This window comes from Heyndrickxia shackletonii (assembly GCF_001420715.1).
Lineage (GTDB): Bacteria > Bacillota > Bacilli > Bacillales > Bacillaceae_C > Margalitia > Margalitia shackletonii.
This window is the reverse complement of the sequence record NZ_LJJC01000006.1, coordinates 515,476-531,561: the sequence shown is the minus strand read 5'-3', so window position 1 is coordinate 531,561 and position 16,086 is coordinate 515,476. Positions and strand designations below refer to the sequence as shown.

Below are 16,086 nucleotides of genomic sequence, written 5' to 3'. Positions count from 1 at the left end.
GAAAAAAAATGTAAAAAATTTGTGAAGGTGTGTGAATGATGAAAACTTCTCCTAATATTGGAATCATTAACGCTCTAATTCGTATAACCTGCGGGCTTACGATGGTTGCCTTTTTTACAGCAAAATTATCCAGAAAACCTTGGTGTAACTCCTATTTAATTATGATTATTATAGGAGCTATGAAGGTTGCAGAAGGAATTGTACGCTATTGCCCTGTTACCGAACTGTTTCAGAAGGGGCAAGGGATGATGGGACAGGCTAACGGCCAGCAACAAAATGTGCAGCCTTCACAAAATAAACAGGAAAATAAAAAGCAGGATCAGCCAAATATTCCACCGGAACTTGCTGATTCATTAAAGAATGCATTAGAGTAAAAACTTTCTCTAAAATATAGTTAGAAATAAACCGGGTGACTTATTTTACCCGGTTTTTATAGGATTGGCAACTTTAGTAAAACCTTTGTTCCTACGCCTTGCCTGCTGTCTATTTTTATTTCGCCCTTCATACTATCGACAATCCTATAGACAACCATAAGTCCAAGCCCAGTACCCCTACTTGTTGTTGTGAAGTAAGGTTCTCCAAGCCTTTTCTGCAACGCTTTATCCATTCCGATTCCATTATCTATTATGTAAATATAGCATTCTTTATTTTTTACCTTCACCTTTAATTCGATATTGCCCCCTTTTTTTACTGCGTTAATGCTATTTTTTAATAGGTTTACAAGTGCTTGAACTAATTGCTTCGGATCCCCCATTAAGCAGCAGGCTGGAGTATCACCCATTACTATCAATGCATCTTCCATCTCCGCTAAAGGCCTTACAATATTAATGGAATTATGCAGTACTTCGTCCAGTTGAAATACCTCATTTGTTGTGGGATACGGCCTCGCATAAGTCAAATAATCTTTTATTATATGGTTCACTTTATCCACTTCCTCTAATGCCAACTGTAAAAAGGTTTGCTCCTTTTCTACTGTAAGGCCGGGGTCCTCTTTAACAAGTTGAATCAGTCCCCGAATAGTCGTTAAAGGGTTGTTGATTTCATGATTAACCGCAGCTGCTAGGTGACCTACCACATCTAATTTATCAGCATAGATCACCTTCATTCGCCATTCATAATTGCTTTGAATCATTTCAACTGATAGGCTGACCAGTATGATTCCAATTGCATTGATGATTAAAAATTCGAACCAATAATCTATTTTAAATGAATCATGATGAAGAAAAGTGAACGCTATTAAAACAAGGAATGAAAAGAAAATATTCATAAATGTACTTAAAACTATTTTCTTATAGGTTCCTAAACGAAAATATAATGGAGTAATCATAACAGTCGAAAAAAACATCAGTGCGGTGTTCATAATCGATGAATATACATCTGTTCCACCTTGTATGAATCGAATAACACTAGTAAGTACTAAAAGAACAAATCCAACAATTGGTCCCCCATAAATAGTACCGAACCATAATGGTATCCGTCGCAAATCATAGCGCACACCTTCATATTCGTAAAAAGAAAACACCATACAAATAAAAATTGCTAATCCGGATGTGACTAAAATGGAATATTTTATGACAAGCTTACAATTTGGTTTACTTTCAATCCAAAATTGGTGCACAATCATCGTGATAAGAATCACCAGTAAGTTAAATAGTAAATCACTTGCTACAGCTAACAATGTAATCTACCCCTTTAGTCACAGTAGTTTGAATATTACAAAAGTATGATTGTTATAATTGTAATGTTTTAATAACCTATTGTCTATTAGTGGAGAATGGGAGAATAAAAATTAATTATCAATACAAAAAACCCCCACAAGGAAAGGGGAAAGCACGTCCAGTTTTAAAATTTATATCATTACCTCTAACCATTTCTTTTCTAACAAGTATTTTTTATCTCCTATGAAAAAATTAAAACACTCCAAACGATAGGAAGTTTACTTGAATAGAAGAAAAACACCGGACAACAACCTTGTCCGGCATTTTTGTGTAAGTCCTTCAATGAACCGCGTGAATTCATACTTAAACAGTTCGAAAGTTCACTTAAATAGTGTAAAACAGGACTTTACCTATAAAATTGCTTTATTGCCAATATCTTTTCGATAGAAAAATTCGCTAGATTGCAGTTTATCCATTTCAGCATAAACTGTTCTTATTGCTTCTCTCAACGAATTACCTTTACATGCTACTAATAGAACACGTCCGCCATTAGAAACAAATTGATTCCCAGCTTTATCCGTTCCCGCATGAAATACAGAGGTTCCTTCAGAAAGCATCTCTAATTCGGGAAGCACAACTCCTTTTTTGTACTGCTCTGGATAGCCATTTGATGCAAGCACTACTCCCACAATCGAATCGTTATTCCATACTATTTCTGGTTCTTTTTTATCTAACAGATCTAAAATAATACTTACAAAATCTGATTGTAAACGAGATAATACAACCTGCGTTTCAGGGTCGCCAAAACGCGCATTAAATTCAATTACTTTCGGACCTTTATCTGTTAAAATTAGCCCCGCATATAATACACCGCAAAAGCTTCTGTTTTCTTCCACTAGCGCCTTTGCAGTAGGAAGTAAAATCTCCTGGACAGCACGTTCCACTTCTTGTTCAGGAATATGCGGAACCGGAGAATAAGCACCCATACCGCCTGTATTAGGTCCTTTATCTCCATCAAATGCTCTCTTATGATCCTGTGCAATGACCATTGGGTAAACATCTGTGCCATTCACAAATGCCATTAAAGAAAATTCTTCCCCTTGCAGGAATTCTTCAATCACTACACTAGCAGATGCCTCCCCGAATTTTTCATCTAACATCATTTCTTTCAAGGCTGCTAATGCTTCCTGTTCCGTCATTGCAACAACAACACCTTTACCAGCGGCAAGTCCATCTGCTTTTATTACAATTGGCGCACCAGTATTTTCGATGTATGCTTTTGCAGCTCCATAGTCTTGGAAGGTTTGATAGACGGCAGTTGGAATATTGTATTTTTGCATTAAATCCTTCGCAAATGCTTTACTTCCTTCTATAATGGCCGCTTCTTTTTTTGGCCCAAAAATCTTCAGACCAGCTTCTTGAAACTCATTTACGATTCCTGCTGTTAATGGATCTTCCGGACCTACAATTGTTAAGTCAATTTGATTTTCTTTGGCAAAAGAAATTAAATCAGAAAATTGATGTTCTGAAATTGGAACAATCTCTGCATCCTCGCTGATTCCCCCATTACCGGGAGCGCAGTATACTTTTGTGACTTGTCTGCTTTCCTTTACTTTTTTACAAATGGCATGCTCCCTGCCGCCTCTTCCGATTACTAATACCTTCATATGCTCCGCCTTTCCGGTTCAAATCTTAGTGTTGAACAACAATGCAAGGGGTATCATTAACTATATTTAATAAATTTGCCGGACACTAGTTCCGTTATCTGTGACAAATCGGGCTATTTACCTATGTTTGCGGACACAGATTCCGTTATTTTGCAAAAAGCAGTGAATTCTTCATGTTTTTTCTCAAATAACGGAATCTGTGTCCCCTAAACCTTTAAATGATGGTCATTTTATTAAAATAACGGATTCTCTGTCCGCTTATTTGTATTCACGCAACTGCTTAATGTTTAAAATGTCGAATCCCTGTAAAGACCATTGCTATACCGTATTCGTCCGCCTTTTTGATAGAATCGGCATCTTTAATAGAACCACCCGGTTGAATGATTGCCGTGATTCCCGCTTTGGCCGCTGCCTCAACCGTATCATCCATTGGGAAGAAAGCATCTGAAGCAAGTGCAGCACCTTCTGCTCTAGCTCCCGCTTGTTCAAGTGCAATTTTCGCCGCTCCCACGCGGTTCATTTGACCTGCACCAATCCCTAAAGTCATATCGGAATTCGTTACAACAATCGCATTGGATTTCACATGTTTCACAACTTTCCAGCCAAGCTTCAATGCTTCCCATTCAGCATCTGTAGGTTTTCGTTTCGTTGGAATGGTGATGTCGGCATACTCTAATGTATAAGTATCTAAATCTTGCGTTAGTAATCCGCCTTCTACGGAGGTCATTACTTTTTCCTGTTTGTTCTTTTCACTTGTTTCCACTGCTAATAAACGAATATTTTTCTTAGAAGTCAAAATAGATAATGCTTCTTCAGAAAAGGAAGGAGCAATGATAATTTCAAGGAATATTTCATGTAATAGCTTTGCGGTTTCTGCATCAACCTCGCGATTAAAAGCGACAATGCCGCCAAAAATGGAAGTAGAATCCGCTTCATATGCCTTTTTATATGCTTCTAAAATAGTGTTTCCTGTTCCCACACCACAAGGGTTCATATGCTTAACCGCTACCGCCACTGGTTCTGAAAAATCTTTCACGATTTGCAATGCTGCGTCTGCATCGCGAATATTATTGTAGGAAAGCTCTTTACCATGTAATTGCTTACCATGTGCAATGGAGAAAGTAGAGCCAAGTGGATTGACATAAAAAGTTGCTTGTTGATGTGGATTTTCACCATAACGAAGCGATTGCTTACGTTCATAAGTAAACGTCACTCGCTCAGGATTTTCTTCACCAACCAAAGTTGTCATGTAATCCGCAATAATTGCATCGTAAGAAGCAGTATGGCGATATACTTTCGCAGCTAGTTTTTTCTTTGTTAGTGTTGTAACATCTCCAAACTCCGTTAACTCTGAAAGCACCGTATCATAATCATTCGCATCTACTACCACGGTAACATACGCATGATTTTTCGCTGCAGAACGCAGCATGGATGGTCCGCCGATATCAATATTTTCAATCGCTTCCGCTTCCGTAACATCCGGCTTGGAAATGGTCTGCTGAAACGGATATAAATTAACACAAACTAAATCAATTGGATGAATGCCTTGATCTGCGATTTGTTTCAGATGATCCGGAGTTCTCTTTGCAAGTAAACCGCCATGAACATTAGGATGCAGAGTTTTCACTCGACCCTCCAGCATTTCGGGAAATCCGGTAATATCATCAATTCCAATGACAGCTAAACCTGCTTCCTCCAATGCTTTTTTTGTACCGCCTGTCGAAATGATCTCAAATCCAACTTCTACTAACCCTTTTGCAAATTCCACTACACCTGTCTTATCTGAAACACTAATGAGCGCTCTTTTCATGGTGCCTGACACCTCCACGGTTAAATATAGTTTGTAATGTTATTGGATATAAGCGATGTTCTATTTCGTGAATTCTTTCCGCTAGCGTTTCTGCTGTATCATGCTCCGTAATAGTTAAAGACTCTTGGGCAATAATAGGTCCTGTATCCATGCCTTCGTCTACGTAATGAATCGTTACTCCCGTCAGACTTACACCTGCGGCAATAGCCTGACCAATTGCATCCTTTCCGGGAAACATCGGGAGCAAGGATGGATGTATATTAATGATTCGATTTTCAAATTCACGGAGAAGCGTTGGGCCAATCAGCCTCATATATCCTGCTAAGATCAGATATTCAATTCCTCTCTTTTGGAGCTCTAGTGCAATTTTCTTTTCATATTCCGTTTTTGATTGGTATTCCTTGGGGTTAAAAACAAATGCCTCAATCCCATTTTGTTCGGCTCTTTCAATCACATAAGCATTTGATTTATCACACACTAGGAGTTCCACTGACGCATCTAACTGACCAGATTGAACGGAATCCACGATAGATTGAAAGTTGCTGCCGCTCCCAGAAGCAAATACTGCTATTTTCACCATTACCATGACCCCTTACCTGTAAAACGTACTCCAGGCTCTTTTGTAACTTGGCCAATTCGATAAGCAGACTCGCCATTCTTATTAAAAAATTCAACAACAGTGTCGGCAATGGATTTATCCACTGCTACCACAAAGCCAATCCCCATGTTAAAAATATTAAACATTTCCGCGTGGGGAATTCCTCCATACTTCTCCAGTACCTCGAATATTGGCAAGATTGGCCAAGTACCTTGCTCTATCTCTACACCTAAATCTCCGTTAAGCATTCTCGGGATATTTTCAACGAACCCGCCGCCTGTAATATGTGCCATTCCCTTTATTTCGAACTCTCTAATCGCTTTTAAAACAGGCTTGACATAAATTTTAGTTGGTACCAGCAACTCTTCCCCAAGTGGACGGTTAAGTTCTGGTAGGCGTTCTTCTAATGAGAAAGTGTGATCTTCAAAGAAGATTTTCCTAACCAAAGAATAGCCATTACTATGAATTCCACTGGAGGAAAGTCCTATAAGGACATCTCCTTCTTGAATGGTTTCACCAGTTATTAGCTCGCTTTTTTCGCATGCACCAACAGAAAAGCCTGCCAAGTCATATTCCTCTTCTTGATACAATCCTGGCATTTCTGCTGTTTCTCCTCCGATTAATGCACAGCCTGCTTGCTCACAGCCATCGGCAATCCCTTTCACAATTTGCTCTATTTTTACGGGGCTCGCTTTTCCGCATGCGATATAGTCAAGAAAATACAGCGGTTCAGCTCCTTGCACCACGATATCATTGACACACATCGCGACACAGTCAATCCCGATTGAGTCATGTTTATCCATTAAAAAAGCCAGCTTTAGCTTCGTTCCAACTCCATCCGTTCCAGAAACAAGAACAGGCTGCCTCATATTTAAAGCAGAAAGATCAAACACTCCTCCAAAGCTGCCAAGCTGACCTAAAACCCCAGGCCGCTTTGTCCTGTCTGCATGTTTTTTTATTCTTTCTACTGCTTCATATCCTGCCTCGATATCTACTCCCGCTTGTCGATATGCATTTGCCATTTGCTAAGCCCCCTAGCGCACAAGTTCTTTCTCATGAGGTAATACTGTATCCGGGTAAATTTCAGTAGGATATTTTCCCGTAAAGCAAGCCAAACATTGACCGCAGCTTTCATTCATCTTTGGTCTGCCAATCGCTTCTAACATTCCTTCGACACTTAAGAAGGTTAAGGAATCTGCACCAATTAACTCGCGAATCTCCTCAACACTATGCGTGGACGCAATCAGTTCTTCATGTGTGGAAGTGTCAATTCCATAAAAGCAAGGATTCTTCATAGGAGGTGAACTGATGCAAACATGAACTTCCGTTGCCCCGGCTTCCTTTAGCATGGAGACAATTCGTCTGCTTGTGGTTCCCCTGACGATCGAATCATCCACCATTACTACCCGTTTGCCTTCCACGACTTTTCTTACAGCCGAAAGCTTCATTTTTACGCCTTGTTCCCTTAACGATTGAGATGGTTGAATAAACGTTCTTCCTACATAACGATTTTTAATTAGTCCCATTTCATATGGAATACCTGCCGCCTCCGCATATCCAATCGCTGCGGAAATACTGGAGTCCGGTACACCTGTCACTACATCTGCTTCTATAAGCGCTTCCGCAGCAAGGCGTTTTCCCATATTTTTACGAGCCGTATGCACATTAATTCCGTGTATATTGCTATCCGGTCTTGAAAAATAAACATATTCCATCGTGCAAATAGCACTGTTGGTGGAAAGAGTAAATGGTTCCGAGTGAAGGCCATTATCATTAATGGTCAGTAATTCTCCCGGCATCACATCTCTTACAAACTTAGCCCCGATAATATCAAAGGCACAAGTCTCAGACGCCACACAATATGCGTCCCCAACACGACCAATCGATAGTGGGCGCAATCCGTTTGGATCCAGTGCCACCATTAATTCCGTTTCTGTCATTAAAAGAAATGCATATGCACCTTTTACCATCGTTAGTGCATTTTTCATTTTATCCGAAAGAGAAATGTACCCGCTTCTTTTTATAAGATGTGCGAACACCTCTGTATCTGAGCTAGTTTGAAAAATACTGCCTTGTGCTTCAAGCTGATGTTTAAGACCGTTCGCATTGACTAAATTTCCATTATGGGCAAGCGCCATGCTGCCTGTTTGCGAATGGAAGAGAAGCGGTTGAACATTTTCAATCCCGCCTCCGCCAGCTGTTGCATACCGAACATGACCAATCGCTGAATATCCTTGTAAATTTTCTAGTTTACCTTCATTAAATACTTCCGTGAGCAGCCCTTCTCCCCTTATACCGTACAAGCTCTCACCATTTGTAACGACAATTCCCGCACCTTCTTGACCACGATGTTGCAAACTGTGTAACCCATAATACGTGATTTTCGCTGCATCCGGATGTCCCCAAATTCCAAATACACCGCATTCCTCGTTCAATCCCCTTATTTCAGCAAGCATGAAATCGCTCCTCTCCAAGCTTCTTCACATTCTTGCACGTTCGTTTGAATGATTATTTCTCCTTGCTCATCCTTTATGAAAAGTTCTCCCGTGTTCGTAACCGTCCCTATGAATCTTGCATCCTCAACTATGTTTTCAAATTCCTCTCTAAACTCCGGACGAATTGAAACAATAAAACGTGATTGTGTTTCACTGAATAAAGCGACTGTTGCATCCCCTTGTAAAAGTACATCCGCCCCAAGATTGTCTGTACCAAATAGACCTTCTGCCAGCGCCACTGCTGTTCCGCCTTCCGCAATATCGTGTGCAGAAGAAACCAAGCCTTGTTTAATGACGGCTAATAATTGTTTCTGTCTTTTAAGTTCTTTATCTAAGTTCAATTCTGGTGCTCTACCAAAAATCTTGCCGTTTTGATATTTTTGGAGTTCGCTTCCCCCGAACTCAGGATTTGTTTCCCCTATGACATAAATCAAATCTCCTGCTTTCTTGAAGCTTTGAGTAGTAATATGATCAAGGTCCTCGATTAAACCAACCATCCCCACTACAGGTGTTGGATAAATAGCCGTACCTTTTGTCTCATTGTAAAGGGAAACGTTCCCTCCAATGACAGGACTGTTTAACACTCGGCATGCCTCGCTCATACCGTCTACTGCTTTTTCAATTTGCCAGAAGATTTCTGGCTTCTCAGGATTTCCGAAGTTCAAGCAATCCGTAATGGCTAATGGCTCGGCACCAGAGCAAACAATATTACGTGCTGCTTCTGCCACAGCAATTTTTCCGCCTGTTTCAGGATCTAGATATAAGTAACGTGAATTACAATCGGTTGTCATCGCTAATGCTTTACGTGTTCCACGGATTCTTACCACTGCTGCATCCGATCCCGGTGTTACAACCGTATTTGTTCGAACTTGGTAATCGTACTGGCCATACACCCATTCCTTACTTGCAATGGTTGGTTGCTGCAACAACTGAAGCAATGTTTCCTTAAAATCTGCCACACTTGGAATCTCATTTTCTATGGATTGAAATTCACGGAAATAAGCAGGCTCTACAGATGGTTTATGATAAACAGGTGCGTCCTCTGCAAGTGCATCCACCGGAACATCTGCCACTACTTCTCCATGATGTAAAAGACGCAATTGCTTATCGTCCGTAACCTTTCCTACCGCTACAGCTTCTAATCCATACTTTAAGAAGAGATCCATTATTTCTTGTTCTCTTCCCTTTTTCACTACAATTAACATTCTTTCCTGTGATTCAGAAAGCATCATTTCATATGCGGTCATCCCTAATTCACGCTGTGGAATTAGATCAAGGTTCATTTCGATTCCTGATCCCGCTTTACTTGCCATTTCAGCTGAAGAACTGGTTAATCCGGCCGCACCCATATCTTGAATACCAACAAGGGCATCATTTTGAACTAATTCCAAGCATGCTTCTAATAAAAGCTTCTCCATAAATGGATCGCCTACCTGAACAGCTGGACGCTTTTCATCAGATTTCTCACTTAGTTCCTCTGAAGCAAAGGTTGCACCGTGTATACCGTCACGACCCGTTTTCGCTCCAACATACATGACAGTATTCCCAATCCCTTTTGCTTGCCCTTTTTGAATATCTTTATGGTCAATCAAGCCAACACACATTGCGTTCACAAGTGGGTTTCCATCATAAGAAGGATCAAATTGGATTTCTCCGCCTACCGTTGGAATACCAATACAATTTCCATATCCGGCAATTCCCGCTACGACTTCTTTAAACAAATACTTCACTCTTGGAGAATCAAGCTCCCCAAATCGTAACGAATTTAGAAGAGCAATTGGTCTCGCTCCCATTGAAAATACATCACGAATAATTCCGCCTACACCTGTTGCGGCACCTTGATAAGGCTCAATTGCAGATGGATGGTTATGGCTTTCAATTTTAAATACGACCGCCTGCTCATCACCGATATCTACAATACCCGCACCTTCACCCGGCCCTTGTAGTACTTTCTCACCTGATGTCGGAAATCTCTTTAGGACTGGCTTAGAATTTTTATAACTGCAGTGCTCAGACCACATAACAGAGAATAACCCTGTTTCTGTATAGTTAGGAATTCTTCCTAATATGTTTTCAATCATGGAAAATTCTTGATCGGTTAAACCTAATTCACGGTAAAGCTTTTCTTCTTTAATTTGGATTGGATTTGGTTCAAGCATTAACGACATGTGCTTCCCTCCAGTTTCTTACGATCGCTTGGAAAAGTTTTAATCCGTCAGCACTACCTAAAAGTTCATCCACTGCACGTTCAGGGTGCGGCATCATACCAAGGACATTTCCTTTTTCATTGATAATCCCTGCAATATCTGACACGCTTCCGTTAGGATTATTTTTATATGTGAAAACAATTTGATTATTATCCATTAATTGTTGAAGTGTAGCTTCATCACAATAATAATTTCCTTCACCATGTGCAATTGGGATACGAATAATATCACCTTGGTTTAAAGAAGAGGTAAACATGGTGTTGTTGTTTTCTACTTTTAGTTCAACCGTACGGCACATAAATTGCAGGCTTTCATTGCGGCGCATTGCCCCCGGCAGTAACCCGGATTCGAGTAAAATCTGAAATCCATTGCAAACACCAAGCACAGGTTTGCCAGCCTCGGCAGCTTTTACTACTTCCTGCATTACATTGGAGAAACGAGCAATGGCTCCTGATCGTAAGTAGTCACCGTAAGAGAAACCACCTGGCAGTAAAATCCCATCGAATTCATCAAGATTATCAGCATCATGCCATACATACTCTACTTCTTCGCCCAGTTCATCTTTTATTGCGTGGTACATATCAACATCACAATTAGATCCTGGAAAGACGATTACCGCGAATTTCACTGAGCAACACACTCCTCAATTTCATATCGATAATCCTCAATTACGGGATTTGCAAGGAGGCGAGTGCAAAGTTCATTTACAACCTCTTCAATATTACGATCTGCTTTTTCAATCGTTAATTCCATATACTTGCCGATTCGAACATCTTGAACTTCTTGATAATTCATTGTGTGTAGTGATTGCTTAACAGCCGTTCCTTGAGGATCCAAAACGCTTTCCCTTAGTGTTACGTAAACTTTTACTTTATACATGTGCTGTTTCCCCTTTCAAGCGGTTTAAAATTTCTGTATAAACAGTTGTCAGATCACCTAAATCTCTGCGAAATACATCTTTATCAAGCTTCTCGTTGGTATTTACGTCCCATAAGCGACAAGTATCTGGAGAGATTTCATCCGCAAGTAAAATTTCGCCATTTGCATCTTTTCCAAACTCAAGCTTAAAGTCTACTAAGCGAATACCAAGCTGTAAAAACAAATCCGATAACACTTCATTAATTTTAAGAGCTTTATTTCTTAATAGATTTACTTCTTCTAAACTAGCAATTTCTAATATTCCAATATGATCCTCTGTAATGAGGGGATCGCCTAGATCATCATTTTTATAATAAAATTCTACAACTGGTTTTTTTAAAGGTGTGCCTTCTTCTATTCCAAGCCGTTTTGCTAAACTGCCTGCAATGACATTTCTAGTAACAACTTCTAAAGGTATAATGGAAACCTGCTTTACGAGTTGTTCCGTTTCCGAAATTTTACGGATAAAGTGACTTTCAATCCCCATTTCCTGAAGATTGGCAAAAATCAGGCTAGAAATCTCGTTATTTAAAATGCCTTTCCCTGTTATTTCGGATTTTTTCACCCCATTAAAAGCAGTGGCAGAATCTTTGTACTCTACCCATAAAACGCCTGTTTCATCTGTTGCATATATTCTTTTTGCTTTCCCTTCATACAGTAGCTCATTCTTTTCCATGTCTTCACACCTCACCAGTTGATTTAAGAAGTTTGTTCAGAAGAGCAGTCTCTTCTGAACAAACTTTCTTTAAGATAAGAAAGTATAAGTTTCTAATTTCAAACATTATTAGTAAGATATACTCTGTCTAGCTCCAGCACCTATCGGCTAGCGGATTTCTCCGTCTCCTCCCTACGATAAGTCAACATCAGTTCGTGAACTACCTCACTGTGTTTCCTTTATCTCGAGCCTGCGACTACGAAATCCGTGCGCCGATGGGCAAGGTGCTTCCGCCTTTCTTATTTCAAACCTAGTCTTTCAAATATGGTGTCTACATTTTTCAAATGATAATTATAGTCGAAGCAATCATCAATTTCTTCTTTCGTTAATTTGCTTTGGATAATTGGGTCAGCTTCGATTAATTGTCTGAATGGCACTTGTTTCTCCCATGCTTCCATTGCCTTTGGCTGAACAGTATCATATGCTGCTTCGCGGACCATTCCTTTATCAATTAGCGCTAATAATACTCGTTGTGAATAGATTAACCCTAAAGTACGATCCATATTTCGCTTCATGTTTTCTGGGAATACCGTTAAGTTTTTCACGATATTACCGAAGCGATTAAGCATATAGTTAATAGCAATCGTTGCATCCGGAAGTATGATTCGCTCTGCGGAAGAATGAGAAATATCTCTTTCATGCCATAGCGGAACATTTTCGTATGCCGTTAACATATAACCGCGAATAACTCTTGCCATTCCTGTCATGTTTTCCGAACCAATTGGATTCCTCTTATGCGGCATCGCTGATGAACCTTTTTGACCTTTTGCAAAAAATTCTTCTACTTCACGTGTTTCACTCTTTTGCAGCCCGCGAACCTCTACTGCAAATTTTTCAATAGAAGTAGCAATTAATGCAATGGTAGCCATGTATTGTGCATGGCGATCTCGCTGTAATGTTTGCGTTGAAATTGGAGCTGGCTGCAATCCTAATTTTTCACATACATATTTTTCAACGAATGGGTCGATATTAGCATAAGTACCGACCGCTCCGGAAATCTTTCCAAACTCCACTCCTGCTGCAGCTTGTTTAAAGCGTTCCAAATTGCGTTTCATTTCTTCATACCAAAGTGCCATTTTTAATCCGAATGTCGTTGGTTCTGCATGCACTCCATGGGTTCTCCCCATCATAACGGTATATTTATGTTCTTTCGCTTTTTCTTTTAATATGTCAATAAAATTTTCAAGGTCTCGTAAAATAATCTCATTTGCTTGCTTCAATATATAGGAAAGGGCTGTATCAACAACATCTGTCGACGTTAAACCATAATGCACCCATTTTCTTTCTTCCCCAAGAGATTCTGAAACTGCTCTTGTAAAAGCAACAACATCATGTCTCGTTTCTTCTTCAATTTCCTTAATACGCTCCACCTTGAAGGTTGCATTTTCGCGTATTTTTTGGACATCCTCTTTCGGAATATCGCCAAGCTCCGCCCATGCCTCACATGCTAAGATTTCAACCTCCAGCCATGCTTGAAAACGATTTTCCTCTGTCCAAATTGCGCCCATTTCTGGTCGTGTATAACGTTCGATCATGAATGTTTTCCTCCGATTCTATTTCCAAATATTACTTTGCTCTAATTCCAGCAATGTGCTTTCTACATCTTCTGTTAAAACAGTCACATGACCCATTTTTCTTTGATATTTAGGTTCTTCTTTCCCATATAGATGAATGGACCACTTCGGCTGTTGCGGAATTTGCTCCAACACCTTATCAACATGCTGCCCTAAAATATTTACCATAATCACTGGACTTAATAGGCGTGGCTCTCTTAATGGCCAGTTACATATCGCCCGAACATGCTGAGCAAATTGGGAAATTTCACAAGCCTCGATAGAATAGTGTCCCGAATTATGAGGTCTTGGCGCCAGTTCATTAACGAATAACTCACCATCGCGAGTTAAAAACATTTCAACAGCTAAAGTACCGACCAGATTCAGATGTTCTGCTATTTTTTTCGCTAATGTATAGGCATTTTTCATTACTTCATCTGTTGTTCTTGCAGGAACAATCGTTTCATGCAAAATATTGTTCACATGAATATTTTCACCAATTGGGAAACATTTCATTTCACCAGAAACATTTCTTGTGACAATAACAGAAACTTCTTTTTCAAATGGAACCCATGACTCTAATACACAGTTTCCGTGTTGAAGTAATGCCGATGCTTCCTCTATATCCTCTTCGTCTTTTAAAATAAATTGACCCTTTCCATCATAGCCTCCGCGAGCTGTTTTTAATACACATGGAAACCCAAGCTGTTCGGCACCATTTTGGAGATCTTCAACGGTTTCAATCACCCAGTATGGTGCGACTTTCACACCTGAATGATCTAAAGCGTTCTTTTCCAAAATCCGGTCCTGTGTAATTCTGATGATTTCTGCACCTTGTGGAACGTACGCTATTTCAGTTAACCACTGTAATGCATCATAATCAATATTTTCAAATTCAAAAGTGATCACATCACTATTTTCCGATAATTGAAGCAGTGCTTGTTTATCATCATAGTCGGCAGTTAATTGAATATCTGCTACCTGGCCACAAGGACAATTCTTCGTTGGATCAAGCACGGCAACTCTATATCCAGCCTCTTTAGCGGCTAGAGCCATCATTCTTCCAAGCTGGCCACCGCCAATAATTCCAATGGTTTTTCCTGGTTGTATGAATGTTTTATCCAAGTTGATCACTGCTTTCGATTACTTGTTTTTTTAGAGCTTCTCTTCTTTCTTCTAATCTAATAGCGATTGTTTCATTATTTGTAGATAATATTTGAGCTGCCAACAGTCCTGCATTTGTTGCTCCTGCTTTCCCTATGGCAACTGTTGCAACTGGTACACCGCCAGGCATCTGGACGATAGATAGTAAGGAGTCAAGGCCATTCAACGCTTTTGATTGTACTGGTACACCAATTACGGGAAGCGTGGTTTTGGCTGCTACCATTCCCGGCAAATGGGCTGCACCCCCAGCACCTGCGATGATGACCTTTATCCCTCTTTCTCTGGCATTCTCGGCATATTCAAACATCAAATCAGGTGTTCTATGTGCTGATACTACTTTTTTTTCAAAAGGAATCTTTAATTCTTTTAAAATATCACATGCGAATTTCATTGTATCCCAATCAGATGTACTTCCCATGATTACTCCGACTTCAATCGACATCATCTCAGTCCGCCTTTTTAACTTTTATAAAATAAAAACCCAGGTAAACTGCACCCTCAGTATGAGAGAAAGCAGTTTATCTGGGTGATAAAACCGGATCCATAAAAACAAAAATAAATAAAAAATCCCCAATATATCCACTTTCCCTCATAGTCCAAACATTTACGGTGTCTGGGTAGAGACGTATGGGCCATATTCCCATTATATATGAGGTACTATACTATTCATCTTTGACACTTACATCTTAACAGGTTATGTAATAAGAGTCAACACAATAATCGAACATTGATATTAAATATAATATTAACGTTCGGATTTTAGTCGATTTTCCGCCCCTCGAAGATTATTTTCCTTCCTGCTGGCTCGTAATCTACCTTTCCATTCCGGGAAACCTCTTTAAAAATTGGTTTTTCTAATCTTCTTACAGGACGATATCCTTCTTGCTCCATACGATTTAGACAGGTTTCTATTGATTCGTTTTCTTGGACTTCGAATTGTTTTTTAGTGTTAGGCATTGATGATATATTCCTTCCTTAATAAACTTTACCCTTGATTAACTTATTAAGCTGATCTTTACATCAATTTTTATTTTTATTATATAATCTTCCCATCATTTTAACATAAAAGGTTCAATTGTCATTAGTTCTTATGAATTTTCTTTAATCCCTTCTACTCAACTCATATTATTTCATTCAACTTTAAATAGAACCGCACGAAAAATAGCAAAAACTGAATAAATCCTAACGGGAACTGCACGAAAATTAAAGTAAATTGCACGAAGTCGGTTTAACCCCTTAATTTTGGACACTTACTTTGGAATTCTCTGTTTTTCTTAGTTTTCCATTTTATCTACCGCGCT

At 39.6% G+C, this 16,086-nt stretch carries 15 protein-coding genes and 1 riboswitch; of the genes, 1 reads left to right on the top strand and 14 read right to left on the bottom strand.

Features of this window, described 5'->3' with window-relative positions:
* The first annotated feature begins 35 nt into the window (after nt 1-35).
* Complete coding sequence (locus tag AN964_RS27560; protein ID WP_437177122.1) at nt 36-374, top strand: YgaP family membrane protein; 339 nt, start codon at nt 36-38, stop codon at nt 372-374.
* A gap of 56 nt (nt 375-430) precedes the next feature.
* Here AN964_RS27560 and AN964_RS20845 read toward each other — a convergent pair whose 3' ends face one another.
* The 14 genes from AN964_RS20845 to AN964_RS20780 all read right to left on the bottom strand — a co-directional run bounded on the left by AN964_RS20845 (nt 431) and on the right by AN964_RS20780 (nt 15,742).
* Nucleotides 431-1,678, bottom strand: a complete 1,248-nt coding sequence (locus tag AN964_RS20845) for an ATP-binding protein (protein WP_055741721.1) — start codon at nt 1,676-1,678, stop codon at nt 431-433.
* Nucleotides 1,679-2,068: 390 nt separating this feature from the next.
* On the bottom strand, nt 2,069-3,325 hold the full coding sequence (purD, locus tag AN964_RS20840) for a phosphoribosylamine--glycine ligase (RefSeq protein ID WP_055741720.1): 1,257 nt from the start codon (nt 3,323-3,325) through the stop codon (nt 2,069-2,071).
* 280 nt (nt 3,326-3,605) lie between these two features.
* A complete protein-coding gene (gene purH / locus AN964_RS20835) occupies nt 3,606-5,135 on the bottom strand; it encodes a bifunctional phosphoribosylaminoimidazolecarboxamide formyltransferase/IMP cyclohydrolase (RefSeq protein ID WP_055741719.1) in 1,530 nt (509 codons plus the stop codon).
* Entirely contained in the window at nt 5,116-5,715 is a 600-nt protein-coding gene (purN, locus tag AN964_RS20830) for a phosphoribosylglycinamide formyltransferase (RefSeq protein ID WP_055741718.1), read from the bottom strand. Before purN ends, purH begins: the two co-directional genes overlap by 20 nt.
* The gene (gene purM, locus AN964_RS20825) at nt 5,715-6,755 is read right to left on the bottom strand and encodes a phosphoribosylformylglycinamidine cyclo-ligase (protein ID WP_055741717.1); all 1,041 of its coding nucleotides are present in this window, start codon (nt 6,753-6,755) and stop codon (nt 5,715-5,717) included. Before purM ends, purN begins: the two co-directional genes overlap by 1 nt.
* 12 nt (nt 6,756-6,767) lie before the next feature.
* Nucleotides 6,768-8,189: an amidophosphoribosyltransferase gene (gene purF, locus AN964_RS20820; protein ID WP_055741716.1), complete on the bottom strand. Its 1,422-nt coding sequence runs from the start codon at nt 8,187-8,189 to the stop codon at nt 6,768-6,770.
* Entirely contained in the window at nt 8,174-10,396 is a 2,223-nt protein-coding gene (gene purL, locus AN964_RS20815; RefSeq protein ID WP_055741715.1) for a phosphoribosylformylglycinamidine synthase subunit PurL, read from the bottom strand. Before purL ends, purF begins: the two co-directional genes overlap by 16 nt.
* Entirely contained in the window at nt 10,380-11,063 is a 684-nt protein-coding gene (gene purQ, locus AN964_RS20810) for a phosphoribosylformylglycinamidine synthase subunit PurQ (RefSeq protein WP_055741714.1), read from the bottom strand. The genes purL and purQ overlap by 17 nt, the downstream gene beginning before the upstream one ends.
* The gene (gene purS, locus AN964_RS20805; RefSeq protein WP_055741713.1) at nt 11,060-11,314 is read right to left on the bottom strand and encodes a phosphoribosylformylglycinamidine synthase subunit PurS; all 255 of its coding nucleotides are present in this window, start codon (nt 11,312-11,314) and stop codon (nt 11,060-11,062) included. The genes purQ and purS overlap by 4 nt, the downstream gene beginning before the upstream one ends.
* A complete protein-coding gene (gene purC, locus AN964_RS20800; RefSeq protein WP_055741712.1) occupies nt 11,307-12,029 on the bottom strand; it encodes a phosphoribosylaminoimidazolesuccinocarboxamide synthase in 723 nt (240 codons plus the stop codon). Before purC ends, purS begins: the two co-directional genes overlap by 8 nt.
* Nucleotides 12,030-12,307: 278 nt before the next feature.
* Nucleotides 12,308-13,603, bottom strand: a complete 1,296-nt coding sequence (purB, locus tag AN964_RS20795) for an adenylosuccinate lyase (protein ID WP_055741711.1) — start codon at nt 13,601-13,603, stop codon at nt 12,308-12,310.
* Between the two features lie 18 nt (nt 13,604-13,621).
* Complete coding sequence (gene purK, locus AN964_RS20790) at nt 13,622-14,746, bottom strand: 5-(carboxyamino)imidazole ribonucleotide synthase (protein WP_055741710.1); 1,125 nt, start codon at nt 14,744-14,746, stop codon at nt 13,622-13,624.
* Nucleotides 14,739-15,227, bottom strand: coding sequence for a 5-(carboxyamino)imidazole ribonucleotide mutase (purE, locus tag AN964_RS20785; protein ID WP_055741709.1), 489 nt, complete (start codon nt 15,225-15,227; stop codon nt 14,739-14,741). The genes purK and purE overlap by 8 nt, the downstream gene beginning before the upstream one ends.
* Before the next feature lie 130 nt (nt 15,228-15,357).
* Nucleotides 15,358-15,458, bottom strand: a riboswitch (purine riboswitch).
* Nucleotides 15,459-15,544: 86 nt separating this feature from the next.
* A complete protein-coding gene (locus tag AN964_RS20780) occupies nt 15,545-15,742 on the bottom strand; it encodes an NETI motif-containing protein (RefSeq protein ID WP_055741708.1) in 198 nt (65 codons plus the stop codon).
* Nucleotides 15,743-16,086: the final 344 nt, after the last annotated feature.